This window comes from Waterburya agarophytonicola KI4, assembly GCF_020640915.1.
GTDB classification, from domain to species: Bacteria; Cyanobacteriota; Cyanobacteriia; order Cyanobacteriales; family Xenococcaceae; genus Waterburya; species Waterburya agarophytonicola.
In genome coordinates this window covers 21,057-47,542 of the sequence record NZ_JADWDC010000001.1, presented here as the reverse complement: position 1 = coordinate 47,542, position 26,486 = coordinate 21,057, and the positions used below count along the sequence as shown (strand labels likewise).

The following is a 26,486-nucleotide window of genomic DNA, read 5'->3' as shown; positions in this document are numbered from 1 at the left end:
TTAAAGTTATGGCTAATTTACAACAAATTAAACAGGTAGCTGCTCAACTCCATCTCAATCTAGATAATCCTAACTCGGTGCGGGAGCAACTCAAGGGGATTAATCAATCTCTAGTACAACTCCACAAACTAAGACAAGAAGTTAATACTAAACTACAAAATCTCAATCAACCCAACCAAGCTTTTGGTTTAGATGAAGCAGCAGCTATTGGGTTGCATCTCTTGGGCAAACATGGTGTCGCCCGACAAGTAACCAGACAGGGAAATAGAGCCGAGCGCCAGGAGAAAAGACAACAAAACAATGCTCGCCAACCCCACATCAAAATGAAAAACTTGATTGATAATTATGTCTTTGAGGGAGATCGCTTGAAACTAATGGCACAAAATTATTTAAAAGAACAACAATCAAAAGAAAAATAGAAAATAGAAAATAGGAAATAGGAAAATATTGCCCGTCAAACTACCGCACTTTCAACCTGTAAAAACTCTTTGACTACTTGGAGATAAGCCTCTGGATCTTCTAGCATAGGGAAGTGGGACGTTTCGGGCAATTCTACGTATTTAATGCCATCGTTTAAAGCTGCTGCTTGTCTGCCCATTTTCGCGGGGATAATAATATCTTTTTCTCCCGATACCATTAGGGTAGGCACTGTAATTTGGGCAAACTCCTTCGGCATAATTTCTACTGCGGTTTTACTGACAGAAGTATAAATTGTGCCTACTGCTGCTTCATAGTCTGCCAGTAAAAAATCTGCTAAAAATGCCATGCGATCGCTTTTTGCAATGGGACGATGTAAAAACCGCGACATAAACATTCTGTCCGCTAGAGGGAATTTGAGAAACCAGTTGTAGCGGAATTTAACGACATATCCCCCAAATTTATGAAAAGCAGCAAATGCCCTGGCATCATATTCAAAAATACCATTACAAGTCAGAATTGCCCGAGCTATTCTATGACTATAACGATTGATAAATAAAGTTGCGATCGACGCTCCCATAGAATGAGCATTCAGACATACTCGATTTAGATTTAACTTATCTAGTAATACTGCCAAATCTTCGGCATAGTCTATCATATCGTAGCCCAAGTTAGGATTATTCTCCTCCAAAACCGAACGACCGAATCCCCGCATATCGTACAATAAACAATCAAAATCTTCTGCCAAAGCTTCTGCGGTGCTGCGCCAATATCTTCCAGAGCCTCCCCAACCATGAAGAAATACCATTACAGGCTTATCAAATTTGCTTTGAGGATGGCGAATCCATTCGTAATAATGGTTGACTCCACGAACATCGATTAGAGGCATAGGAATTAAGTAAATTAAGTAATTAATTAAATTAAAGTCTCAAGTCTTAAGTAAAAAGATTAAGATTTACTAAAATTTAAAACGTCTATTCAACATCTGCTATAAACGCCTAAATAGGTAGGATATATTGGTCGAATGAAAATAAATAAGTTAATCATATTAAAACAGGCGAGCTATGAGCGATACGGATGTAGAACGATGGTGTCAAGCAAATAATTGGAGCGAACCGAGACAACTAGAGCTAGGAATTTGGGTTGCGTTCCCCCCAGGAGGAGTAATTGAAACACCTCTACCTTTACAAGTACAAAAATCTAAACCCAAACTAATTGAAGATCTTTTGGATTTTTTTCTGCTAACCATAGTTACCACCATTGTATTTGCGATCGCCGTAATTATCTCCCCCTGTTTTATTGAGCCAATAGTCAGTCTTCGCCGAAATAGTTTAGACGAATTCTAATTTGACTATGCCTCAGGATAGAGATAAATTCTCTAGAACAAAAAGCATCCCTACTCTAAGATAGATTTTTTATTGAAACTTTTCAATTAGTCTTGTGTTTACGTAACAAGACCAAATCAAGATAAATTATTAAGTATAAATATATTATGGGATCTCTTAATCCACTACAAACTGCATGGCAACAGTTATTGCAGATGGTCAAAGGGACAATCGAACTGCTGCCGAATATAATAATTGCAATTGTTGTTTTTACTGCTTTTTGGTTTGTCGCTAAATTCTCCAGAAGACTAATTAAAAACCTGACCCGAAAAAAACAGTCTCGTAATCTGGGTTTAGTATTGGCGCGACTGTCCCAAGGATTTATCATCCTGATCGGTACATTTGTCGCCTTGGCAATTATCATTCCTTCTTTCAAGCCAGGAGACTTAGTACAGTTACTAGGAGTAAGTGGAGTTGCCGTTGGATTTGCTTTCCGCGATATTCTGCAAAATTTCCTCGCAGGTATTCTAATTCTAATTACCGAGCCTTTTACTCTCAACGATCAGATTATATTCAAAGAATTTGAAGGTACAGTAGAGAATATTCAAACTCGCGCCACCATTATTAGAACCTATGATGGACGTAGAATTGTCATTCCTAATGCGGAACTATTCACCAATTCAGTTACCGTAAACACGGCATTTGATAAACGTCGCTTGCAATATGATATTGGAATTGGCTATGGCGATGATATTGCAGAAGCCAAAAAAATTATTTTAGAAGTGCTGCACAACAATACAGATGCTCTCCAAGATCCACCTCCAGAAGCATTAGTAGTAGATTTAGCGGGTAGCACGATTAATATCCGCGCTCGTTGGTGGATTAACCCCCCTCGTCGTGCTGATGCGATGGATACTCAAGATGCGGTTTTGACCGAGCTAAATAATAAACTAGTAGCTGCGGGGATTGATTTACCCTTCCCCACCCAACAAATTCTCTTCCACGATCAGACAGAAGAAACAGATGGCGATCGCACTCGTCAGCGAGAAGGATGGCCCGCAGCTAAAGGAAATAACCCCGAACCCAGACGCATTGGTAATTCTTTACAGCAATTAGCTCAAGCTAGTAGTGGCGGAGGAAACGATCGCACAAACCATAGCTAGGATGTTAACAAGATTTAGAAGTTGGCTCGCAAATCGACGTAGTTTTCTTTTTTCTTGGTATACCAAAGATAGAAAAGAAACTCAAGAGCCAGAAAAATCTCTACTTCAGTTGCCCCAAGCAATCAAGAAAAAGCTAGGGTCAGCTGTCGAAAATCTTCCTAGTAACCCCGCCGACCAAAAAGCGATCGCCGAAGCTTTGAACAAAGTTTACGATCGCTGGCGAGACGAGCCTGATGGTGCGGACAACTCCATTGTTATTTTAAGCAGTCCCGTTACTACAGTGTCTCGTATTCTCTCGGAAACTCTTCAAGAATGGGCGGACGAGAAGCAAGTTCCGATGAAACTATTACCCTTGACGGCAAGACCTCATGCCATTGAAACTACTCGATCGAAATTAGAACATCATCTCAAGCAGAAGTCTGTCGAAGATGATTCGGAAGAAACACCCTTAGAAGTGGTAGTGATTCCCAATCTTAGTTGGTGTTTTTTGCGCTCTCTTGAAGGTTTAGAAGGTATAGAATACTTACAGTATTTGCTCTGTAATGGTTCTAAAAACCGTTTTTGGATTATTGGCGCGGGTCAAGTCGGTTGGCAATATTTAAACTCAGTCTGTAGTCTAGAGGCCTATTGTGGAGAGGTATTTTCTTTGCCCGCGATCGCTTCAGAAGATTTAGAGCAGTGGCTTACTCCAATTTGCCAAGATTTAGATATAGTTTTTGACAAACCGAGATTGGATCGACAACTTCTAGATGGAGATAAAAATAACCAGACTAACTATTTTGCAAGTTTGGCTTCTATTTCCAAAGGGGTCAGTACTGTTGCCGTACAGGGCTTTCTCAAATCTATTCGCTATCAAAAACCAGAAGGAGATGAAACGGAAGACCAAAGAAAGCAAGAGTCAAAATTGGTCGCCCAGATCCCCAAACTGCCAGAATTACCAGAGCTTGAGCAAGTAGATCGATATCTTTTATACTCTCTATTGTTACACGGCGATTTAACTATATCTGCATTGGCCGAAAGTTTGGGAGACGAAGAAGCCGAAGTGCAAGCAAGAATTGAAATATTACGGCGCAAAGGTGTCGCCGAACAAAAAGATCGCGTCGTCAAAATCAACCCCATTTATTATCCCAAACTAAAACAAGAATTATCCAGTAATAACTTCATCATCACTAGGGAGTAACTATCGAGTGTCCGCTATCAATTATCAATTCTATTTATTAGCTCAGTCTGCGGGAGATGCAGCCAAAGAAACAGCGGAACAAACTAGAGAAATTGTTTCTAAAATTACTACGGGGAAAATCGCTCAAGGAGTGTTTATTCTTCTGGCTGCATACCTGACTCTAAAAATATTAGACAAGTTAGTACTATGGCTGTCAGAGAGAATCGCTAAAGAATGGCGTTTGCGAGTCAAACAATTTTTGCCTTTTCTGCGGATGATCGTATTGACTACTGCTACTGTGGTTTTGATGAACTTGTTTCTCAATCTTTCCAAAGAGAACATTCTGGCAGTAACAGGTACGGTAGCCGTAGCTTTGGGCTTTGCCTTTAAAGACTTTGCCAGTTCGATTATTGCGGGAATTGTGGGCTTATTTGAATCTCCCTATGGAGTGGGCGATCGCATTAAGATCGGCGAACATTATGGAGAGGTGGTTAGTTATGGTTTGCGATCGGTACAAATCCAAACCCCTAACGATAATATAGTTACTATTCCTCATAATAAAATCTGGACGGAAGCACTATCCAACTCCAATGCAGGTGCGCTAGAAGCTCAAGTGGTGACAGAATTTTATTTTGCCCACGAAATTGATGTTAATCTGGTGCGTAAAATTCTGTATCGAGTAGCCCAAACCAGTAAATATACTGCCTTAAAATTGCCCATTGCAGTGGTAATGACAGAAAAACCTTGGGGAAGTTCGTTCAAACTAAAAGCCTATCCCCTCGATGCGCGGGATGAATTTATCTATCAAACCGATTTGACCGTTAGAGCAAAATGTGCTTTTGCCAAACACAAACTTAGCTATCCCCGTATGTTTGATGTAGAAAATAAAAATATCTCATAATATACGGTTATCACTCACGCCAGTGAAGTATAAAAACTTCAATCCTTAGCTAAAATCATAAAAGTTAACTTAACAAAACAAAATTTTTCCTCACGATGCACCCTGAGGAATCAAACACCATTTATCGCTGTTTGATTGATGTTCTTACCCTAATCGGCAAACCTCTTTAACAGTGGACTATGAATAAAATGGTAAATACTCTTCCTACTCGTGGTGAAATAGAACGCAATCTTTCTCAATCTATTCAAGCTTTTTATCGCAATCAGCTAGGATGTCGTACGGACAAAGTAAGTTGTCATTTATTAAACGAGCAAGTTGCGATCGCAATCAGAAATCCGATTACCCCTTTAGAGCAATTGCTTAATAACTCCAATGAAGATGGTTTTGTCCAAAATTTACGCGATCGCATTGATACTCTCATCAAAAATGACTTGATTTCTACTATGGAAAAAGTCTTGGGGGTTGAAGTTCTGGCGATGACTATCAAGACAACCGTAAATAACAATCTCACAGGTATCGTTGCTTTGCTGTCTCAAAAGCCGGAATTAAGGGATGTCAAGCGTATTTCTAACAAGCTCAAGGTCAATAGCAATAGCTGCGAGTCAATTGATCGCACGAGTTAATTGACCAACTTTAGCCACCAACTCATCTAGATCGAATGGCTTGTACAGAATTCCATCGGCCTTGCTGTTATTTAGTTGCTCGTCTTTAAGGCGATCGACAGCAGAAACTAAATAGTATCAGTAAAGACTTATATTCCTGCTGTTGCTTGATGTCGCGAGCAACTTGCAACCCATTAAATTCTGGCATCATAATGTCTATTAAAATCAGACTTTTTTAGACTCAAGGATTGAGAAAAGTATCTAACTTTAGCTTTATGTACAAAGAAAGTAGGATAATTATCTCAACCTAAGAATAAATAATCTGTTATTAGAGAAAACGGCAGTATGCATTTAAGCGAAATAACTCACCCCAATCAGTTGCACGGTTTATCAATCCGCCAACTAGAGGATGTCGCCCGCCAAATAAGAGAAAAACATTTAGAAACCGTCGCTACTAGTGGAGGTCATTTAGGGCCAGGACTGGGCGTCGTAGAATTAACTATTGCTCTATATCAAACTTTAGATTTAGACCGCGATAAAGTCACCTGGGACGTGGGACATCAAGCCTATCCTCATAAATTGCTGACGGGTAGATACAACGACTTTGATAGTCTGCGTCAAAAAGATGGTGTCGCGGGCTATCTCAAAAGAAGCGAAAACAAGTTCGATCATTTTGGTGCTGGACACGCCTCTACTAGTATTTCTGCTGCCTTGGGGATGGCAATGGCTAGAGATGCTAAAGGAGAAGATTTTAAATGTGTGGCAATTATTGGTGATGGTGCTTTGACTGGAGGAATGGCACTAGAAGCAATCAACCACGCAGGACATTTACCCCACACGAACTTGATGGTGGTGTTGAATGACAACGAAATGTCTATTTCTCCCAACGTAGGTGCAATTTCTCGCTATTTAAACAAAGTTCGCCTATCTGACCCCGTACAGTTTCTTTCTGATAACTTAGAAGAGCAATTTAAGCAGCTACCTTTTGTTGGCGAGTCTTTGACTCCCGAAATGGAAAGACTCAAAGAAGGCATGAAACGCTTGGCAGTACCCAAAGTAGGTGCGGTAATCGAAGAATTGGGCTTTAAGTATTTTGGCCCAGTTGATGGTCATAATCTAGAAGAATTAATCTCCACCTTTAAACAGGCGCATAAAGTACCAGGTCCTGTGTTAGTTCATGTGGCAACGGTAAAAGGGAAAGGATATGCGATCGCTGAAAAGGATCGAGTAGGTTATCACGCTCAAAGTCCTTTTAATTTAGCGACAGGAAAAGCTATTCCTGCAACTAAGCCCAAGCCGCCCAAATACTGTAAAGTGTTTGCCGATACTTTAACTACCCTGGCAGAAAATGACCCCAACATTGTGGGTATTACTGCTGCTATGGCAACAGGCACGGGTTTGGACATCTTACAGCGCAAATTGCCCAAGCAGTATGTTGATGTGGGTATTGCCGAACAACACGCTATAACCTTGGCAGCAGGTATGGCTTGTGAAGGGATCAAACCCGTAGCTGCTATTTATTCTACTTTCTTACAACGAGCCTACGATCAGATTATCCATGATATCTGCATTCAAAAATTACCCGTTTTCTTCTGTTTAGATCGGGCGGGAATTGTCGGTGCAGATGGCCCTACTCACCAAGGAATGTACGATATTGCTTATCTACGTTGTATTCCTAATATTGTAGTCATGGCTCCCAAAGATGAAGCAGAATTGCAACGAATGGTAGTTACAGGCATCAACTATAATGACGGGGCGATCGCTATGCGCTATCCTCGTGGTAATGGTGTTGGTGTTCCTTTAATGGAAGAGGGATGGGAAGCTATTGAAATCGGGAAAGGGGAAATTCTTCGCAGCGGAGACGACCTACTTCTTGTTGGTTATGGAACTCAGGTATATCCCGCACTACAGGTAGCAGAGATCTTAAGCGAACACGGCATCGAAGCGACGGTAATTAATGCCCGCTTTGTTAAGCCTCTAGATATGGATCTTATTGCTCCTTTAGCCAAACAGATTGGAAAAGTTGTTACTATGGAAGAGGGCTGCTTGATGGGTGGCTTTGGTTCGGCAGTATTAGAAGCTCTCCAAGAACAAGATATTCTCGTTCCTGTCAAACGCTTTGGCGTACCCGATAGATTAGTCGACCACGCTACTCCCGATGAATCTAAGGCTAGTTTGGGCTTAAGTAGTCCTCAGATGGCAGAAAATATCTTAAATACTTTCTTTGATAGCAAGAAAAAAGAGCCTTCTGTAGTTAGTCAATAAGAAACACAATAGTAGTCAGGTGTTAATATTATGACGATATATAAACTGTCACCCAAATATCACATATATCTGGTAAGGACTATAAACTATTAATTGTGTGTGAGGAGTAAGTGTAAGAGAAAAAGGTTTTGGGGTCGAAACACGGCAAGACTCCCGAAACCTTTTTCATTGGGATTTTTTTAGATAGTTTTACAGAAAGGACGAGAGTAATTATTCATTTCCTTCAATGGGTGCAAATCCCTGACGCTGAATATTCTCTGTCACTACCCGAGGATCGAGAAATTGCAGTAAATAATCGGGTCCCCCTGCTTTTGAACCAACACCAGATAGTTTGAAACCACCAAAGGGTTGACGAGCAACAATCGCCCCAGTAATGTTGCGGTTGATATAAAGATTGCCTACTTCAAACTCGCCAGATGCCTGTTCGATATGACTGGGAGTGCGGGAATATAAGCCACCAGTCAAGGCGTAATCTGTACCGTTAGCTATCTCTAAAGCTGTATCAAAATTATCTGCTTTGATTACGGCTAATACAGGGCCAAAGATTTCCTCTTGAGCAATAGTATGGTCTGGTTCAACTCCTGCAAAGATAGTCGGGGGAATATAGTAACCGCCTTCAGGAGTGGGCAATTCTAATACTAGCTGACTTTGTTGTTTGCCAGCCTCGATGTATTCTAAAATGCGATCGCGTGCTGTAGCATCAATTACCGAACTCATTTGCACGCTAGGATCGTCTGATGCACCAACATTGAGAGACTTGGTAGCTTCAACCAGCCTTTCTAAGAAAGCATCGTAAATATTAGACAAAACAATTACTCGCGAACAAGCAGAACACTTTTGACCGCTATAGCCAAAGGCTGATTGGACAACTCCTACTACCGCTTGATCTAAATCGGCACTTTCATCAACGACAATGGCATTTTTACCACCCATTTCCGCAATGACTCGCTTGAGGTGTTTTTGTCCTGGTTTTAATTTGGCTGCTTCGGCATAAATACGACAGCCGACTTCTCTCGATCCCGTAAAGGCAATTACGTGGGTGTCTTTATGTTCTACTAAATATGAACCAACTTCCGAACCCTTACCAGGGACATATTGAAAGACTCCTTTGGGAATGCCCGCATCGACTAAAATCTCGGCGATTTTCGCAGCAATAACAGAAGAAGTCGCAGCAGGTTTGAGCAGGGTACAGTTACCTGTTACCAAAGCAGCAACAGTCATTCCAGTGGCGATCGCAAAAGGAAAGTTCCAGGGGGATATGACTACCGCAATACCTTTGGGTTGATAGAAGTAGCGGTTGTTTTCTCCTGCGATATCATAATTTATGCCACTGTCTAATCTTTCCATTTCGCGAGCGTAGTAGCGACAAAAATCGATCGCCTCGCTAACTTCCCCATCTGCTTGAGGAATTATTTTACCTACTTCTAAACAGATCCAGGCGTTTAATTCGTTCCGCCTTTCTTCCATTAGATCGGCAGCTTTACGGAGTATATTGGCTCTATAAGTCGCAGGAGTTTTTTTCCAAGATTTGAAAGCGGTTTTAGCAGCATTCATCGCTTCCTCTGCTTGTTTTACCGATATTTGTCCTACTTTACCGACTAGTTCGCTATCTCTAGATGGGTTAACCGAATCAAGATAATTAGCGGTTTCTACATATTCGCCATTAATTAAAGGTCGATAGGTTTTGCCCAACTGTTGTTTTACTTTCTGTAATGCTTCTTCTGCTTTGGTACGTTTTTCTGTATCTGCATAATCAGTATCGGGTGCGCCTTGAAAATCATCTGGGTGGGAGAACAGCCGTTCTCCTTTACCATCATCATGATTAACAACGGGGGGTGCAATTAACTCCTCAACTGGTTTGTCTGATTGATTTTGCTTGATAAAGGAACTATTTGCCGTATTCTCCAATAATCTACGAATCAAGTAAGCCATTCCTGGTAACAATTCACCATAAGGTGAATATACTCTTACCCTATGTCCCCGTTTAACCAAAGCCTGTGCTAACTTATCTCCCATGCCATATAAAACCTGCATTTCAAAGCGACGGGGAGGAATATTAAGAGTTTCGGCGATCGCACAAGCTAAAGCCTGGGAGCGCACATTATGGCTGCCAATTGCTGCATATAAATATTCATGGTTTTCGAGCAACAATTGGGTCATGCCCTCGTAATTTTGATCTGTTGCTGCTTTATCGTTATATACGGGCTGTTGCCAGTGATTTTGCTCTGATTTAATGGTTTCTTGATCCCAATATGCTCCTTTTACTAATCTAACAGTTAAAGGATTTCCTCTCTCTTTTGCCCAGGCAATTAAACCTTGCAAGTCTTGATAAGAATCCCTTAGATATGCCTGGAGAGTCATACCTAAATCTGTACGGCTGCGAAATTCTTCTTCCATCAATAACTCTTTAAGAATCTGTAGGGTAAGATCCTTGTAGCGATATTGTTCCATATCAAAATGGATTGCTGCGCCCAATTCTGCTGCTTTACGTAACAAGATGCGAATGCGATCGCATACTTGCTCTTTACTACCTACAGGATCTAAGGGATCAAACTGGGAATAAAATGCAGTTAGCTTAACCGACACCTGTACCTGGGGTAACTCTTCCCCGTCAGCTAGATCGATTCCTTCTTTACGTTGCCAATTTTTAGCCTGTTGGGTCAACTGTTCGATTAAATCTAAATAGCGTTGTAGATAATCTTGGGCTTCGGTTTCGGTAATTACCGCTTCGCCTAATAAATCGATAGAATAGGTCATCCCATCTTTACGCAGACGTGCGATAGTTTTCATCACCTCATTAATATTTTTCCCCGATATATATTTATAAGCCAGGGTTTCTACTGCTTTAGTAATAGTAGCTGCTGCGGTTTGGGCTGGTAAAGACTCAGCACTGCTAAAATTAATCATCCCCTTCAGCGCGCTGGGTAACTCAACCTCTTCTGCACTCATATATTGCTGGAAGTGATTGGCGATTTCCGCTTTACTTTGCAGTGAGGGAATCGTATCGATAAAGCGGAACATTTGTACCCGCAAACCAGGGTTTGCCATAGTCCAGTCCAAGACTTTATCATCCCAACGCATACTGTCGCGCATTTTGCTAAAGATATTGTTATCCCTAGTGCTTTTGATTAATTCTTTAGCAATCTCTTGGGTTTTTGCTTCATAGCGATCGCTTATTTGAACTTTATTTGCTTGGACTACCACTTATTCACTTACTCCGAATTACGAACAACTGATTGAATTTTGTCTATATCGATCTCGATAGATTCATACATCCCAATATTACGGATTGTCTAATTTTATTTATTCAGTCCCAGGTAATAATTTTAGATGCACTGTAGATCAATAATCTTGATTGTTGGATGTTACTTGGCTTTACCCAGCTCGATCTCTTAGTAAAATTCTCGAACAAGCTTATAATTATAGAATCTATAGGCTTTCAAAACGATAAATGTTAGAGATTCCAGACATTTTCTGGAAAGAGAAAGGCGATCGCTATTTTCTATAGAAGTTGCAGTTTGAGAAATAGAATTCCAGACTACTAAAGAACTATTACCAAAAATTCAACTAAAGAATATAGTTTCACTCCAAAATCTAAAATTAGCTTCCTTTCGCCAAGCATTTATTTGAAGATTATTAATTTGTGTTAATTCTAGTTTTTTAACAAAATTAGTTATATAGGAAACTAGATAATATTGGTTAGGAGCTTTGTTACTTTGAAGAGTAATTTGTAGCCAGTCATTTTTAATTATTACTGTTGCTGTTGTTTGGCGATCTTTGAGAAGATAATTTAAAGAATAAGCAATTGCTTCAGCATCTCCTTGTTTAGCAAAGCTAATTTACTGGCTGTTGAAGAAATAGCTACGGATGGTCTAGTAATTTCAGGAGATTGGAATTTCTCTTTATTAAATTCTTCTAACCAATCAGGAAAATCGTCATTCGTTAGCTGACTGCAAATTCTAATTTTTTTACAATTTTCTATATCTAAGTCAAAAATTTTATTTTTAATCGTAGAAGCAAACTTTGGTGAAAGCTCTTTCTCGGATACAAGCGTTATTCGCAAGCAATCATCTTTCCAGCTAGCTTTGACATCAATTGCATTTGTATTTAAATCGCCATAAAGCACAGCAATAATAGATTCAATATTTCTTTTTTGTGCAAGTTCGGTAATATTGACTGTAACTTTATTGCTGATAGTTAGTTCAGTCGTCCATTCAGGAAAATGCTCTTGTTTTTTACGCCCATAAACTTTAATACTATCTATTTTACTTTCTTGGGATTCAGTTAGTATTTTCTTGATTAATGCAAGACATTTTCTTTTTCCTAGAACATTTTCCGATTCGAGTAAAATTTCCAAGTAATTTTTTTTACTACTGATTTTAATGTCTATTTCTTTGATTTGAAAATATAGTTCTAATCTAGATTCAAATAACTTTAAGTTTAAATTATTATTATTACCGATAGTTAGTTCCGTTGTCCATTTAGGAAAATGCTCTTGTTTTTTGCGCCCATAATCATGGTGAGTGTATCTAAAGTGTGAAGTTAAATTAAATCTATACTTTGTTTGTCATCACACTTATAATTCCCACTCAACATTTTGAATTTAACAATTTTCCTTGGATGTGAATTTGCGATCGAGATAGACACTTTTAGAGTAAAAAAAATTACCGATCTAAAAAAATAAATAGCGATCGCGATAAGATTGCAAGCAAACCATCTTATAATACGAGTGTCTTTGCTCCAAATGGGTTTATATATCTTAAAAAAAATAAATATTTATTCCTATAATTAATTGGCAAAATTTATTTTAGTTATTTTTCAATTATGGTCTTAATCGCAAAAGAAACCATCGAACAACAAGCAAACAAACTTTTAGAACAATCAATTATTTATTATAAAGAACAAGCTGTCGGGGCTGTAGCAGCTACAGATTCAGAAAGAGATGCTCTAAATTACGATCAGTGTTTTATTCGCGATTTTATTCCTGCTGCTTTAGTATTTTTGATTCAAGGTAAGACAGATATTGTTTATAATTTCTTGATTGAAACTGTTGTATTGCAGAAGAAAAAAAGGCGCATCGACTGTTATCAACCACCCACAGGTTTAATGCCAGCCAGCTTTAAAGTAGAATCTCAAGGAGATAGTCAATACCTCCATGCGGACTTTGGGGATAAGGCGATCGGGCGAGTTACGCCGATTGATTCTTGTCTGTGGTGGGTTATTTTGTTACGAGCTTATGTCAAGGCTACGGGAGACGAGACACTGGCTAAAAGCGATAGTTTTCAAGAAGCTCTCATCTTTATCTTAGAAATATGCTTGGGCCCTCAATTCGAGATGACTCCTACCTTACTCGTCCCCGATGGTGCTTGTATGATTGATCGCCCGATGGGATTGAGCGGACATCCTCTAGAAATACAGTCTCTATTTTATATGGCTTTGCGGGCTGCTCGCGAAATGTTGGTCAATGATGAAGCTGGTCAAGCTTTAACTGACAAAATAAACAATCGCTTGGGTAGTTTAAACTTTCACCTAAGGGATTATTATTGGCTCGATCTGCAAAAATTAAATCAAATTCATCGTTACGAAGCAGAACAATTTGGGGAGTCGGTAGTTAATAAATTTAATATCTATCCCGAATCTATTCCCTATTGGTTAACGGATTGGATGCCTGATGTTGGAGGTTATTTAGCAGGAAATTTGGGGCCAGGAAAAATGGACTTTCGTTTTTTCGCCTTGGGTAATCTAACAGCCATTATGGGATCTTTGACTACAGAAAAACAGTCAGAGGATATATTAAACCTGATCGAGCATCGCTGGTCAGATTTGGTCGGAAAAATGCCAATGAAGCTATGCTATCCAGCTATTAAAGGTTTGACTTGGAAAATTATCACTGGTTGCGATCCCAAAAATACCCCTTGGTCTTATCACAATGGCGGTAGCTGGCCAGTATTATTGTGGATGATGATGGCTGCTTGTCAGAAAATGGGACGGGGGGATTTAGCAGACCGAGCCATGGAGATTGCGGAAATACGCTTGATGAACGATGAATGGCCCGAATATTATGATGGTAAAAATGGTCGTTTGATCGGAAAATCTTCTCGTAAATTTCAAACATGGACGATCGCGGGATGGCTACTGGCAAAATTATTAAGAGAAAATCCAGACTGTCTCAATTATGTCTGTTTTGAAGAAGATACAGAAGCGATCACCTGTACGATCTAACTATTAAGAAAGTTCAAAAAAACTACACTTTTTATGATTTCTTGATTTAAAAGCGATCGCTCTCTTCCAGGATAGTAAGAATGCTTTTTCTTATTCGATTTAATAAATTTAACTCAATTAGTTGGCGAGAAATTTACTTTTTGTTCGCTAGATTACAGGTAGAGATGTAAAAAAATCTTGCATTAGCAAATTAAATTGTTATACAGGTTTTTTTTGTCCTAAACTGGGATATATATGAAATATGCCTAAACTAATTTTTATTCGGGTTTTTACACCATAATAAATTAATGCTTATCGTCCAATATTAATATTTAAAATACTTGGTCGTGGTCATTTCTGCGGGTTTATTCATCTAAAGATGTTGCGATCGTAGTCTCAATCCCAACAATCTATCGCGCTGGTTATTTTAACCGACAATCATTCCAGGTTTCGTCTAAATTAAGGCGAGTTAATCTGTGGTGACTAAATATATTTAAGTTCTTATAGGAAAAAAGTTATATGGAATCTCATGGAAAATACGTTAGAGATCGCTTGTCTATCTTCGTAGATGGCAATAATATGTTCTACGCTCAACAGAAGAATGGTTGGTTTTTTGACCCCAGAAGAGTATTAGAATATTTTACCCAAGATCCTACAGTAGTTTTAATCAATGCTTTTTGGTATACGGGTTTAAAAGATGCTCAAGATCAAAGAGGCTTCAGAGATGCTCTGATTAGTTTGGGTTATACAGTACGAACCAAAATCCTTAAGGAATATTATGACGATGCTTCTGGTCGTTACTCCCAAAAGGCTAATCTAGATATAGAAATTGTTGTAGATATGTTCAACACCGTCGAACAATACGATCGCGTGATCCTATTCAGTGGAGATGGAGATTTTGAACGAGCGATCGAACTATTGCGTTCTAAAAATACTCATATTACCGTAGTTTCTACAGAGGGCATGATTGCCAGAGAGCTACGCAACGCCACAGACAGATATATAGATCTAAATGATGTGCGGGGTCATATAGAGAAAAGCGACTTTTAAATTAATTGATAATTAACAATTGACAATTTTTCGGAATGCGATCGCCTTATAATAAGGCGATCGCATTTCTACTTCTTCTCTTGGGAAATATAGCCTATAATTCTTAAGTAATGTTGCTCAATCGGGATTCAAAAAACAACCCGATGGCTTTTTAGCAAGTTAATAGCTATTAGCCTAAGAATCAAGCAACACAAAACAAGCAACGATCTATCAACAACGATCTACAAAGTTTAGATTATGGACAATTCACAAGACCGCATTATTATTTTCGACACTACTTTAAGAGATGGAGAACAATCTCCTGGCGCGACTCTCAATGTTGAAGAAAAACTAGAAATTGCCCATTCTCTATCCCGTCTGGGAGTTGATGTAATTGAAGCTGGATTCGCTTTTGCTAGTCCTGGAGATTTTGAAGCAGTACAGAAGATCGCCAAACAAGTGGGTACGCAAGATGGTCCAGTTATTTGTAGTTTGGCAAGAGCAATCAAGGCAGATATTAAGGCTGCTGCTGAGGCATTAGCACCTGCTGCAAAAGGAAGGATTCATACTTTTATTTCTACTTCGGATATTCATTTGGAGTATCAGCTAAAGAAATCTCGCTCGGAAGTCTTGGACATCGCCCAAGAAATGGTGGCTTACGCGAAATCCTTTATGGAGGATGTGGAGTTTTCGCCGATGGATGCAGTGCGGACAGATTCCCAGTATCTTTATCAAGTATTAGAAGCTGCGATCGCAGCAGGGGCAACTACAATTAATATTCCCGATACTGTGGGTTACACTACTCCTACAGAATTTGGCGAATTGATTAAAGGTATTTGCGAAAATGTGCCTAACATCGATCAAGCAGTGGTTTCTGTCCACGGACACAACGATTTGGGTTTGGCTGTGGCTAACTTCCTCGAAGCAGTTAAAAACGGTGCAAGACAGCTAGAATGTACCATCAATGGTATCGGAGAGCGTGCGGGAAATGCAGCCTTAGAAGAGCTTGTTATGGCTCTCCACGTCCGTCGTCAGTATTTTAATCCTTTCTTGGGCAGACCAACCGAATCAACCGCACCCTTAACGAATATTGATACTAAGCAAATTTACAAGACTTCTCGCCTAGTATCTAACCGTACGGGGGTTATGGTACAGCCTAACAAAGCTATTGTGGGAGCGAATGCTTTTGCTCACGAGTCGGGCATTCATCAAGACGGAGTGCTTAAAAATAAGCTAACCTACGAAATTATGGACGCGGAGTCTATTGGATTAAGCGATAACAAGCAGATTGTTTTAGGCAAACATTCTGGACGCAATGCTTTTCGCACTCGCCTAAAAGAATTAGGCTTTGAGCTATCAGAAACTGACCTCAATAAAGCCTTTGTCCGCTTTAAAGAGGTTGCAGATAAGAAAAAAGAAATTAGCGACTGGGATATTGAAGCTATTGTTAGCGATGAAATTCGACAACCCCCCGAATTATTCCGTTTAGAACTAGTACAAATTTCCTGTGGCGATCGCTCTCGTCCTACTGCAACCGTAACTCTTCGTACCCCAAATGGGGAGGAATTAACCGATGCAGCAATTGGTACGGGGCCAGTTGACGCAATTTATAAGGCAATTAACCGCGTGACAAACATCCCTAACGAGTTAATTGAATTCTCCGTCCAATCCGTTACCGCAGGTATTGACGCTATTGGCGAGGTAACGATTCGCCTCCGTCATAATGACAGGGTTTATTCGGGACGTGCTGCTAATACGGATATTATTGTTGCTTCTGCTAGGGCTTATATCAAGGCGTTAAATCGTCTCTTTGCTGCTTTGCAAGAAGAAACTAAAGTCGAGTCTCAAGTAGGCGTTTAGTCCGATTGAAAATGATTTTTAACAAGCGATCGCATTTACTGATAAAGCGATCACTTTTTTTTGCCAACTAATCCTAAATTAAATATTATTGGCTATAAATCAAGATAAATAGGAAACTAGATTGTGACGGATATATATCAACAGATTTGGAATTGCGATCGTCATAAGTTTTTAGTTAGTCCTCGGGATCTTAACGGACAATGGATCGACCCCAATGCAGATATCCTACTAGACGAACAAATTGCAGCCTCCCGACGACAGGATCTAGATTTGGCACGCAAACCACTGTTTTATCGAGTTAATGAAGAAAAATTAAATACTATTCCTACTTATGTGAGTTTGATTAAATTGTTGGATAACTATCAATTCGACAATCAGAAATCAGAAGTAGTTACTAAATTAGAAAAAGCAGAAATAGAGCAGTTTATTGATGATATTTTGCCAACCAAACCAATCGAAATTGCGCGCAATTATATTTATCGCAATCTTAATTTTGAAACATCTATAGCTAATTTTGAATTAACCTTAAAAAGTATTTGGTTCGATTTATATACTAATTATTTTGGCAATTTTTCAGTTAGGGATACTTCTGGATTTGAACATATATTTGTTGGGGAAGGCAAATACGATCTCAAGGAAAAAACAAGCGATCGCATTTCTGGAGAGATTTCAGGCTATCATTCTTGGGTTAAGTTTTATCTGGACGAACAACAACAACAAGTTAATTATCGAGGTCACAATTATGAACTTCAAGGAAATATAGGTATTGATAATCCTTATGTGGTGGCGGTGCAAATGCTTTGGCAAGATTGTGATGTGAAAAGTAATCTTGCTATAGAATTATTTAAGAAAAAGGGTTGCTTTTTTGTTGGTACGAGTCCAGAATGCGAAATAGCAATGGGAACAGTAGCTTATTATGAAAGTTTAGCTAACTATAAATTTGAAAAAGAAAAAAGAAGAACAACTATTAATGGTGCAGTTTATGACTTGGCACTATATCGAAATATTGAGTTGGATGGTAATCGGGGTAATTATATTCGCTCTTTTTATCCTAAATTTATACGATAAAAAAATATTAATAAGTAATAAGTAATAAGTAATAAGTAATAATTAATAATTAATAATTAATTATTACTTATTACTTATTACTTATTTGGGAGCGAACAGCTATTCGCCCCAGCAAGCCCTAGCTATTTAAGAACCCCGTCCTACATGAATATCTTTAACTCTAACGGGTACGCAAGCATGGGTCATTTGAGCTATTTGCATCGGCTCTCCTTTACCGCACATATTAGTACCACATTGAACTAATTCAGACTCCCCACCAATAGCATCAACACTATTCCAAAAATCCGTAGTCATGCTGTGATAAGTAACGTTTTTCAGCATTTGAGTAACTTTACCGTTTTTGACCGACCAAAAAGCATCGCCACCGAATTGAAAGTTACGTCGTTGTTGATCGATAGAGAAACTACCAATACCATCAATTAAAATACCATCTTTGGTATCGGCGATCATTTCTTCTAAGGTTGCGGTGTGGCTATCTCCTGCTTTACCTGGCTCTAAACCTAAGTTGGGGATGCGTACCATGGGCGTACTCGACCAACTATCTGCATAGGCACTACCATTACTGCTTCCTCTTCCCAAACGATAGGCGGTTTCTCGATCTGTTAGGTAGTCATTGAGAATGCCGTCTTTTACCACGTACCATTTTTGGGCGGGTACGCCTTCATCATCATAAGCCATTGTACTGCGCCCTTGAGGTTGAGTGCGATCGGCAACAAAATTTACCCAAGGTGCTGCGTATTGTAGTTTGTGAAGATTATCGGTGGTAGCAAAACTCGTTCCTGCAAAGTTGGCTTCATAACCATACACTCGATCTAATTCGGTGGGATGTCCTACAGACTCGTGGATAGTTAGAAAAAGGTTGCTTGGTTTTAATATTAGAGTTGTTTTGCCCTCATTGCTAAACTCTGGTGCGTAGACTTTCTCGATCGCTTGATGGGCTACTCGTTCGATATTACCTAATAAGTCAGCAGCATCTATATGTTCATAACCAATATTAAGGGGTGGACGTTCGTAGTTTCTCTCTTTGGCATCACCATTTGCGATCGCAGTACAACCCATGCCAGGATAACTACGATAAATGGTTTGTTCGATCGCCGAGCCAACAGTAGAAGCAAATATTTTCTCTTCTTTAGTAAAACTAAGGAAAGAATAGGCTTTTTTGATTCCTTTGTCCTCATAAGAGAGAAATTGCTCGTTGATATTTAATAGTAGTTCGGCTTTCTCTTGAATAGCTACTTCAAAAGGATCGATTTTAATAGGAGTAATATATTTATCTTGATAAGCTTCGACGGGGACTAGTTTAACTGGTTGTTGTTGGGTGAGGTGGCTTCCTTTAGCAGTTTCTATGGCTAGATGGACTACTCTGTTGATTTCTTCTGGAGTAATGCGATGAGAAGCAACAAAACCCCACGCGCCATTTAATAAGACTCTAATACCAAATCCAGAATTAATATTATCGGATAGTCTGGTTAAAGAGCGATCTCGCGCGGATAAGTTTTGCTGGCGATAGTGAGCGATCCGAATATCGCCATATTCGCAACCAGCTTGGCGAATTGAGTCTACCGCTATAGCAGCTAATTCTCGATCGGTTTGTTGAGGAGGAGCTTGTACCATTATGAACTTGAAGGAGTGTTGATTGCTTATATTTTATACATTTACAGTCGTGGAGCGTAAAGACTATGCAGGAACAATTGCAGGGGTTAGTTATTCTATTAGCTAACAACTGAAAATATAAATTTATTAAGTAAATCATGAAATTTAGATGGAACAATTATCTATTGCCGATCGTTGTCGGTGTTATTTTATTCGGCATATTGTTTAGTCTAGATAGCGATGTTGAAACTTTATTACAAGGTAGAATACCAAACAAAAAACCAGGAATTGTTGTCAACCAAGTAGGGTATTTGCCTCAATGGCAGAAAAAAGCTTTTTTTCGTCATAATACGGGCTTAGACAGTCAAGTAAAACTGCAAAATACCACCCAATTAATCGATCGCGATACCAATAAAGAAATTGCCACTTTCTCTTTAACACCAGAAACAATCGATCGCGATAGTGCAGATGGGATCTCAACCATTGATTTTAGCGAGATTTCGCAACAGGGTAATTATTATCTCCGCAATGGAAAATTTAAGTCTGTACCCTTCGCCATTGGTACGGATATTTATCGAGATCCCTTAATTAAATTATTGCGATCTTATTATTTACAGCGATGTGGTGTAGCCATCGACGATCCCGTGTCGGGGATTTCTCATCCTCCCTGTCATGTGAGAGATGGCATTTTAGCCAATGGAGATGAACCAACAAAAATCGATGGGGTAGGGGGCTGGCACGATGGAGGATCTTACAATAAGTATGTTGCTACAACTACCGTTAGTATAGGGCGTTTATTGACTCTCTACGAGGAAAACCCCAATCTGTTTCCCGATAGTCAATTAAATATCCCTGAAAGCGGAAACGGAAGATCGGATTTATTAGACGAGATGGAGTTTGGTTTAAACTGGTTGCTCAAAATGCAGCGGGCTGATGGTGCGGTATATCGTAAGGTGGCTGGTGCTACTTGGGCATTGAATTTAGCCCCCGATGAGGATATTCAACCCCGCTATGTTTATGGTATTTCTACCCCCGAAACGGCAAAGTTTGCTGCGGTAATGGCGATCGCCAGTCGTAATTTTGAATTGATTGATCGCGAATTAGCCGATAAGTATTTAACTTCGGCTAAGTTGGCTTGGGAATATTTACAAAACCAACCCCAGATGCAGGTTGACTGGAAAGCAGAAGACGATCTCGGATCGGATAAGTATCTGGCTTCTCAATTTAATACAGAAAAAAGTTTGACTACGGATATTGACGATCGCCTGTGGGCAGCAGCAGAATTGTATATTACGACGGGGAAAGATAATTTTGCTAATTATTTTAGCGATAATTTAGATAAGGTTGAATACGATGTATTTGAATGGAAAAATCCCGTTTCTTTAGGGGCGATCGATTATCTCAGACAAAAGCGTCAACCAGTCTCAACAGAAACCATCAGCCAGATCGAAACTAAAGTCAAACAACAGGCAGATCGTATCTTAGAGATAGTAAATCAAAATCCTTATAATATTGCCAGCGATCGCTTTATTTGGGGTTCAAATAGAACAGTTGCCGAATCGGGAATTGCTTTGATTTATGCCTATCGAATCACTGATAATACTCAATATCTCAATGGTGCAATTGCTCAACTAGATTATCTTTTAGGGCGCAATCATTTCAATCAAACTTTTATTACCGATATTGGGACAAATTCTGTCCAAAACTTAAGTAATTTATATACTAGAGCTAAACAAATTAAAATTCCTGGGGTGGTAGTATCAGGAGCAAACGCTACTGCTCAAGATAGTAAAGTATATAAAGACAAAGGTCATTTAAGTTATTCCGATGACGAGCTTTCTTATGCTACTAATGGCAATGCCACTGATTATAATGCTGCGGTTATTAGTTTGATTGTTAATTTATTAGAGAATTAAAAAGGTAGAAACAAACCCGCACCAACACCAATATTATTATCCTCTCGCACTCTTAATTGATGCCAAGTAGACGCACCCACTCGATTAGTCAAATATAGCTCTAAATAAGGATCGCTATTATTATTACTAGCTTCTCTGTTTAATAAAGATAATGGCAGCCAACGCACCCCAATATTCCAGGGAATTTTATTCTCTCGTCTTCCATCTACCAGGCTATTTCCTTCTCCACCAAGATTTGCCCCTACTTCTCCCATCAATCTAATCTCTTCACTTAATGCGATCGCACTTCCTAAGTTAAACCCACCGATCTCTAATCCCAATCGTTGGACATAACCTAAAATAGGAGTAAACCAGACTGCCGTACCGCGATCTATTTCATAATGTACGGGTAAGGCTAAAGTCAGAATTAAGAGTTCTCGGCGATCGCCATTATCTCCTCCTGGGGTAAAAATAGGAATAGTTTTATTAAAATTACTATCCTCAAAAGCATTGCTATCGTTTTCAAAAAAATTGATCAAGACTTCGTTAGTTAAACTAGCCGTAGCAGCACCACTAATAGTCAAGGGTGCATTATTTCCTTGGCTCAGAAAGCGTACTTTTCCGCTAATCCCCTGTTCCGATTCATCTACATTCCCTCCTATATAATCGAGAAAGATACCTCCTGTAAAATCTGGGAGAAAGCCATAACGTAAAGCAGTTAAAACTCCTTGACTACCCCCTTGTAACTGTAGGGAAAAGTCACCACTGGGTATAGTTCCACCGTCAAAAAAAGCCAAACCATCAGTGGTTAAAGATTCTACTTGTGAAGTATCAGAAAAGAGATCGGAATATTTCTGATTTGCCGATATAGCATCGGGCATAAATACCAAATTAGCACCCAAACCGAGAAAGTCGCGATCGGCAGTTAAAGACAAAGGTGCAAACCTAGCAAAAGTATTTGTAGCATAAAGATCTAAAGCCAAACGGGGATTGGTAAAAAAACGCAATCCTGCATTATAGGCGATCGCTTTATCTGGCGATCCAGAATCCCGATTAATACTGTTATTTCCAGTTACAGGTACAAACACATCGCTAACTAAAAATAACCGCGAGTTTGCTCGATATGAAACTCCTGCGCCCAAACCCAAAACCGTACCAAAAAAACTATCTTCATCATCGGGAAGACGATGGAAAAACACGGCACTTTCATCCTTGAAAAATGCCACTGTGGGAGATACAGTAAATTGCCAGCGATCGCCCATACTAGTGGTAAAGGGAACTGCTAAAGAGACAAATACATCTCGATTATTAATTTCAGTTTCTTCTCCCCCCCTAGTAAACATAAACCCGCGAGTACCCCAAGAAGCAGCAATAACCCCGCTTAATTTTTGGGTTTGAGCCTCATTACTCCAGAGATTGTGTTTGAGTTCCATCACCGCTTCATTATCTTCGGTGCGTTCGGAAATAAAGCCTCCTTGTTTTACGGGAGAGCTACTATCTACGTGCTGAAACTGTAGAGTGAGTTGCAGATTGTCATTTATTCCCCAGCTAAAACCAGTATTAAAATTAACCGCACTGTCTTCATTATCTACCCCACCAGAAACTAAATCGGGAAACAAAAAAGTACGAGTATCAAGATTAATTAGTACTTCTCCCTGACTTAAATGTTGGGCGGTGGGTTGACTAAATAATTGCGCTGCCAAAGGAGTAAAAGTTATAGATGGGGGAGAGTTTTTTTGAGATAAATTTGAAGAGTCTTGAGCGTGAACCATAGTGGGATAGAAGATCGGCAAAATAGTCAAACAAATAAATCTTACCCACCATATTTTCATGCGATCGTTCTCCACCCTATTAAACAAGGCTAAATTCTATCAGTTATCCCATCTAAATCCAGATAATATAAAACCGCTGCAACTAAATCAACAGGAATCGCGACAGAGTTCATATTTTGATAGTGACTTTAGTCACTGGTTATCTAAAAAGACAACTTTATACTGGCTTTATAGACAACAAAAACACTTTAAAAAACTTTTATAAACCCAGGTCAAAATCATGAAAAAACACTTATCCCTTGCTCTATTAACTCTTAATATTCTCACTCTTAATATCCTACCTGGACAAGCAGCAACAAATAGTGTGGAAAGTGACGCAGCCAGCGAAATTAGTGAATCTACTGTTGTTACCGATGGCAACTGGTGCGTACAACTTCCTTGGATGGGTATTTTCTGCTACGATTTTTAATTATATTGAGCATCGATAAATTATTAATATAATCTTTTAAAACTTATAATTCCTATTAATTAATATTTTAAAAAATAACTATAATATCAAACGCGACTCAGCTATTTGGGAGTCGCGTTTTTGTTGGTTGATTAAATTAAATTAAGAGCTAAATCAGCTATATTGTTCTTCTGTATCTAGATCGAATAGCATCTGTAAAGAGCGCAAACAATGACGACGAGCCTCTATATCTTGTTGCGCTCTTAACTGTACCATCGGTTCGTGAAGAATTTTATTCACAATTCCTCTGGTTAGTGCTTCGATTACTTCTTGATGTTTTTCGGCGAACTCCGAACCCAAACGAGATAGAGCTTTTTCCATTTCTTGCTCTCGAATGCTTTCTACTTTGCTACGCAAACAGCTAATGGTGGGGACTGTTTCTAGCGATCGCCACCAGGTAATATAGCCAGCAACTTCTTGTTCGATGATTCCTTCTGCTTCCCGCGCCATTTCTCTACGGTTTTCTTGGTTTGCTGCGACTACAGCTTTAAGATCGTCAACGTTATAGACACTAACACAGCCTATTTCATTCACATCCGCAGCAATATTACGAGGAACAGAAATATCTACCAACATCAGATCTCGCTCTAAAGTTAGATGATTTTCTAATTTAACTCGGTTTAGGATAGGTTCTGTTGCACCAGTACTAGTAAATACTAAGTCCGATGTTGCAACGGCTTCCATCATTTCACTAATGGGATATATTTTTAAATTAGCACTGGCAAATTGGTCGCAGAGTTTTTGCGCTCGTCGGTGAGAGCGATTAACAATAGAAATATCTGTCACGCCTTTAGAAAGCATATGCTTGACTAGCAAGCAAGCCATCTTACCCGCACCAATGATAGTAATACTATAAGAAGGTAAATTATCTACCTTCGTATAGACTAATTCTACCGCAGCAGAACTGATAGAAACCGCCCCCGTACCAATACTAGTTTCGCTACGAACTCTTTTACCTGTAGAAATAGCTTGCTTAAATAATTTATCTAAAAGCCTACCTAAGCCTTGATACTTTTGACCTAGCTTGTGAGTATTTTTGACCTGAGCGAGAATTTGTCCTTCTCCTAAAACCAAACTCTCCAAACCAGCAGAAACGCGCATCAAATGGCGCAGAGCATCTTCCCGCAGCAGGGTAAATAGATTGGGACGGAGTTGTCTTAAGGGAACTTGAGCTTTTTCCGCCAAAAACTGACTAATTTCCTTAACACCTTGTTCGATATCTATGGCTACACTATAGATTTCTAAACGATTACAGGTACTGATAATCGCTATTTCCTTAATGTGAGGATAACCTTTGAGAGTGGCGATCGCTTCTTCTATATTTGCTTCGGGAATGCTTAATTTTTCGCGTACATCCACCGAAGCAGTTTTGTGACTTAAACCAACAACTACAATATTCATATTAGTTTTTTACAAATTTTGCTTTAACCTTCAAGATTGAGGTTGGGCAAAAGATTTCTTAATATTTTATAACTTTGTTTCAACCAGGTTTTTTTTATAAAAAACAGAATTAAGAAAAGGCAATAGCAACAGGTCAACCCTCTCACTATTTGCCTTTATCCTTATCAAGTTATACAGTCTTGTCGTATCTTATTACCGCAGATCGCGATCGGGATTTACATATCTTTAACTATCTAAGGTTGATACTTTAATTTGAAGCTCAATCTGCTTTTACTTTAATTGTAAAGTCTTGGGCTGATCGAACATATGTACTGTGTCAACAAACCGAGCAGTTTTGGACTGAGAAGAGATAACTAAACTTTCAGTTCTCGCACCACCTTTGAAGAAACGAACGCCATTCATCAAAGTACCAGGAGTGATACCGCAAGCTGCAAACAATACTGTGTCGCCACTAGCTAGTTCTTCAGCACTGTATACTTTGTCTGGGTCATTAATACCCATACCAGCTAATCTTTCGAGGTTGCTCTCTTTACTCTCACCAATGAGACCAGTTTTAACAATCGCAGGATCATAAATCAATTGTCCTTGGAAGTGTCCGCCCAAGCAACGCATTGCAGCAGCAGAAATTACCCCCTCAGGGGCAGCACCAATACCCATTAGACCGTGGATGTTAGATCCAGAAAAAGCGCAGGAAACCGCAGCAGATACGTCACCGTCGGCGATCAATCTAACTCTAGCTCCAGCATCGCGAATTTCTTTGATTAGACCTTCGTGACGAGAACGATCCATCACTACAATCACTAAATCTTCGATGGAACGGTTGAGACAATCAGAGATAATTCTTAAGTTCTCAGTAGCAGATTTATTAATATCTACGTGACCTCTAGCTGCTGCTGGTGCTGCTAATTTTTTCATGTAGAAATCAGGTGCTGCAAATAAGCCACCTTTTTCGGCGATCGCCAAAACAGCCATCGAACCATTTTGACCGTATGCTACGAGGTTAGTTCCCTCGCAAGGATCGACTGCAATATCGATTTCAATTAGTTCGTCTGGGTTGCAATAGTTTTTAGCATCGGGCTGAGTACAAATACCTACTTCTTCTCCGATATAGAGCATAGGCGCATCATCCCGTTCTCCTTCCCCGATCACGATCCGACCGCGCATGTTGATTTTGTTCATGCGTTCGCGCATTGCTTCTACTGCTACTTCATCAGCAGTATCCTTTTCGCCTTTTCCCATCCATTTGGCAGAAGCGATAGCAGCTTGTTCTACTACCTCAATAATTTCTAAACCCAGGGTATTTTCCAGCAAGGTCTTCCTCCCTAAT

20 protein-coding genes are annotated in these 26,486 nt (G+C 39.4%); 13 read left to right on the top strand and 7 right to left on the bottom strand.

Annotation, left to right across the window (positions count from 1 at the left end):
* The first annotated feature begins 8 nt into the window (after positions 1-8).
* Positions 9-419: a hypothetical protein gene (locus tag I4641_RS00195; RefSeq protein ID WP_229638400.1), complete on the top strand. Its 411-nt coding sequence runs from the start codon at positions 9-11 to the stop codon at positions 417-419.
* A gap of 35 nt (positions 420-454) precedes the next feature.
* Here the strand turns inward: I4641_RS00195 and I4641_RS00190 are convergent, their stop codons facing one another.
* Positions 455-1,306 carry an alpha/beta fold hydrolase gene (locus tag I4641_RS00190; protein WP_229638399.1) on the bottom strand — a complete coding sequence of 284 codons (852 nt, stop codon included), beginning with the start codon at positions 1,304-1,306 and terminating at the stop codon, positions 455-457.
* 175 nt (positions 1,307-1,481) lie between these two features.
* Here I4641_RS00190 and I4641_RS00185 point away from each other — a divergent pair, with 175 nt between their 5' ends.
* From I4641_RS00185 to dxs, 6 genes are all read left to right on the top strand, one after another.
* Complete coding sequence (locus I4641_RS00185; RefSeq protein WP_229638398.1) at positions 1,482-1,763, top strand: hypothetical protein; 282 nt, start codon at positions 1,482-1,484, stop codon at positions 1,761-1,763.
* Between the two features lie 146 nt (positions 1,764-1,909).
* Entirely contained in the window at positions 1,910-2,905 is a 996-nt protein-coding gene (locus I4641_RS00180) for a mechanosensitive ion channel family protein (protein WP_229638397.1), read from the top strand.
* Positions 2,871-4,085: a hypothetical protein gene (locus tag I4641_RS00175; RefSeq protein ID WP_229638396.1), complete on the top strand. Its 1,215-nt coding sequence runs from the start codon at positions 2,871-2,873 to the stop codon at positions 4,083-4,085. The genes I4641_RS00180 and I4641_RS00175 overlap by 35 nt, the downstream gene beginning before the upstream one ends.
* 7 nt (positions 4,086-4,092) lie before the next feature.
* Positions 4,093-4,965: a mechanosensitive ion channel family protein gene (locus tag I4641_RS00170; protein WP_229638395.1), complete on the top strand. Its 873-nt coding sequence runs from the start codon at positions 4,093-4,095 to the stop codon at positions 4,963-4,965.
* Positions 4,966-5,144: 179 nt separating this feature from the next.
* On the top strand, positions 5,145-5,588 hold the full coding sequence (locus I4641_RS00165; protein ID WP_229638394.1) for a Na-translocating system protein MpsC family protein: 444 nt from the start codon (positions 5,145-5,147) through the stop codon (positions 5,586-5,588).
* 324 nt (positions 5,589-5,912) lie between these two features.
* Complete coding sequence (gene dxs / locus I4641_RS00160; protein WP_229638393.1) at positions 5,913-7,832, top strand: 1-deoxy-D-xylulose-5-phosphate synthase; 1,920 nt, start codon at positions 5,913-5,915, stop codon at positions 7,830-7,832.
* Positions 7,833-8,042: 210 nt separating this feature from the next.
* Here the strand turns inward: dxs and pruA are convergent, their stop codons facing one another.
* Together pruA and I4641_RS00150 are read right to left on the bottom strand one after the other, a co-directional pair.
* Positions 8,043-11,036, bottom strand: coding sequence for an L-glutamate gamma-semialdehyde dehydrogenase (pruA, locus tag I4641_RS00155; RefSeq protein ID WP_229638392.1), 2,994 nt, complete (start codon positions 11,034-11,036; stop codon positions 8,043-8,045).
* A 586-nt stretch (positions 11,037-11,622) separates the two neighbouring features.
* Positions 11,623-12,189 carry a hypothetical protein gene (locus I4641_RS00150; RefSeq protein WP_229638391.1) on the bottom strand — a complete coding sequence of 189 codons (567 nt, stop codon included), beginning with the start codon at positions 12,187-12,189 and terminating at the stop codon, positions 11,623-11,625.
* 467 nt (positions 12,190-12,656) lie between these two features.
* Between I4641_RS00150 and I4641_RS00145 the strand changes: the two genes are divergently transcribed.
* The 4 genes from I4641_RS00145 (at position 12,657) to I4641_RS00130 (ending at position 17,990) form a co-directional block, all read left to right on the top strand.
* On the top strand, positions 12,657-14,054 hold the full coding sequence (locus I4641_RS00145) for a glycoside hydrolase 100 family protein (protein WP_229638390.1): 1,398 nt from the start codon (positions 12,657-12,659) through the stop codon (positions 14,052-14,054).
* Positions 14,055-14,552: 498 nt separating this feature from the next.
* Positions 14,553-15,083: a LabA-like NYN domain-containing protein gene (locus tag I4641_RS00140; RefSeq protein ID WP_229638389.1), complete on the top strand. Its 531-nt coding sequence runs from the start codon at positions 14,553-14,555 to the stop codon at positions 15,081-15,083.
* A gap of 237 nt (positions 15,084-15,320) precedes the next feature.
* A complete protein-coding gene (locus I4641_RS00135) occupies positions 15,321-16,922 on the top strand; it encodes a 2-isopropylmalate synthase (RefSeq protein ID WP_229638388.1) in 1,602 nt (533 codons plus the stop codon).
* A gap of 123 nt (positions 16,923-17,045) precedes the next feature.
* Positions 17,046-17,990, top strand: coding sequence for a hypothetical protein (locus I4641_RS00130; RefSeq protein ID WP_229638387.1), 945 nt, complete (start codon positions 17,046-17,048; stop codon positions 17,988-17,990).
* A gap of 126 nt (positions 17,991-18,116) precedes the next feature.
* On the opposite strand, the gene I4641_RS00125 is transcribed toward I4641_RS00130, so the two are convergent.
* Entirely contained in the window at positions 18,117-19,604 is a 1,488-nt protein-coding gene (locus I4641_RS00125; RefSeq protein WP_229638386.1) for a TldD/PmbA family protein, read from the bottom strand.
* 137 nt (positions 19,605-19,741) lie between these two features.
* Here I4641_RS00125 and I4641_RS00120 point away from each other — a divergent pair, with 137 nt between their 5' ends.
* Positions 19,742-21,499, top strand: coding sequence for a glycoside hydrolase family 9 protein (locus I4641_RS00120; RefSeq protein WP_229638385.1), 1,758 nt, complete (start codon positions 19,742-19,744; stop codon positions 21,497-21,499).
* Here the strand turns inward: I4641_RS00120 and I4641_RS00115 are convergent.
* A complete protein-coding gene (locus I4641_RS00115) occupies positions 21,496-23,310 on the bottom strand; it encodes a hypothetical protein (protein ID WP_229638384.1) in 1,815 nt (604 codons plus the stop codon). The genes I4641_RS00120 and I4641_RS00115 overlap by 4 nt on opposite strands.
* 220 nt (positions 23,311-23,530) lie before the next feature.
* On the opposite strand from I4641_RS00115, the gene I4641_RS00110 reads away from it, so the two are divergent.
* Positions 23,531-23,719, top strand: a complete 189-nt coding sequence (locus tag I4641_RS00110) for a hypothetical protein (protein WP_229638383.1) — start codon at positions 23,531-23,533, stop codon at positions 23,717-23,719.
* Positions 23,720-23,872: 153 nt separating this feature from the next.
* Here I4641_RS00110 and I4641_RS00105 read toward each other — a convergent pair whose 3' ends face one another.
* Together I4641_RS00105 and glpX are read right to left on the bottom strand one after the other, a co-directional pair.
* Positions 23,873-25,159 carry a glutamyl-tRNA reductase gene (locus I4641_RS00105; RefSeq protein ID WP_229638382.1) on the bottom strand — a complete coding sequence of 429 codons (1,287 nt, stop codon included), beginning with the start codon at positions 25,157-25,159 and terminating at the stop codon, positions 23,873-23,875.
* A gap of 270 nt (positions 25,160-25,429) precedes the next feature.
* A complete protein-coding gene (gene glpX / locus I4641_RS00100; RefSeq protein WP_369426691.1) occupies positions 25,430-26,467 on the bottom strand; it encodes a class II fructose-bisphosphatase in 1,038 nt (345 codons plus the stop codon).
* Positions 26,468-26,486: the final 19 nt, after the last annotated feature.

What these genes read in the sequence shown, in the direction of transcription:
- I4641_RS00195 (WP_229638400.1), top strand. Translation starts at nt 9, where the DNA reads ATGGCTAATTTACAACAAATTAAACAGGTAGCTGCTCAACTCCATCTC.
- I4641_RS00190 (WP_229638399.1), bottom strand. Translation starts at nt 1,306, where the DNA reads ATGCCTCTAATCGATGTTCGTGGAGTCAACCATTATTACGAATGGATT.
- I4641_RS00185 (WP_229638398.1), top strand. Translation starts at nt 1,482, where the DNA reads ATGAGCGATACGGATGTAGAACGATGGTGTCAAGCAAATAATTGGAGC.
- I4641_RS00180 (WP_229638397.1), top strand. Translation starts at nt 1,910, where the DNA reads ATGGGATCTCTTAATCCACTACAAACTGCATGGCAACAGTTATTGCAG.
- I4641_RS00165 (WP_229638394.1), top strand. Translation starts at nt 5,145, where the DNA reads ATGAATAAAATGGTAAATACTCTTCCTACTCGTGGTGAAATAGAACGC.
- dxs (WP_229638393.1), top strand. Translation starts at nt 5,913, where the DNA reads ATGCATTTAAGCGAAATAACTCACCCCAATCAGTTGCACGGTTTATCA.
- I4641_RS00145 (WP_229638390.1), top strand. Translation starts at nt 12,657, where the DNA reads ATGGTCTTAATCGCAAAAGAAACCATCGAACAACAAGCAAACAAACTT.
- I4641_RS00140 (WP_229638389.1), top strand. Translation starts at nt 14,553, where the DNA reads ATGGAATCTCATGGAAAATACGTTAGAGATCGCTTGTCTATCTTCGTA.
- I4641_RS00135 (WP_229638388.1), top strand. Translation starts at nt 15,321, where the DNA reads ATGGACAATTCACAAGACCGCATTATTATTTTCGACACTACTTTAAGA.
- I4641_RS00125 (WP_229638386.1), bottom strand. Translation starts at nt 19,604, where the DNA reads ATGGTACAAGCTCCTCCTCAACAAACCGATCGAGAATTAGCTGCTATA.
- I4641_RS00120 (WP_229638385.1), top strand. Translation starts at nt 19,742, where the DNA reads ATGAAATTTAGATGGAACAATTATCTATTGCCGATCGTTGTCGGTGTT.
- I4641_RS00115 (WP_229638384.1), bottom strand. Translation starts at nt 23,310, where the DNA reads ATGAAAATATGGTGGGTAAGATTTATTTGTTTGACTATTTTGCCGATC.
- I4641_RS00110 (WP_229638383.1), top strand. Translation starts at nt 23,531, where the DNA reads ATGAAAAAACACTTATCCCTTGCTCTATTAACTCTTAATATTCTCACT.
- I4641_RS00105 (WP_229638382.1), bottom strand. Translation starts at nt 25,159, where the DNA reads ATGAATATTGTAGTTGTTGGTTTAAGTCACAAAACTGCTTCGGTGGAT.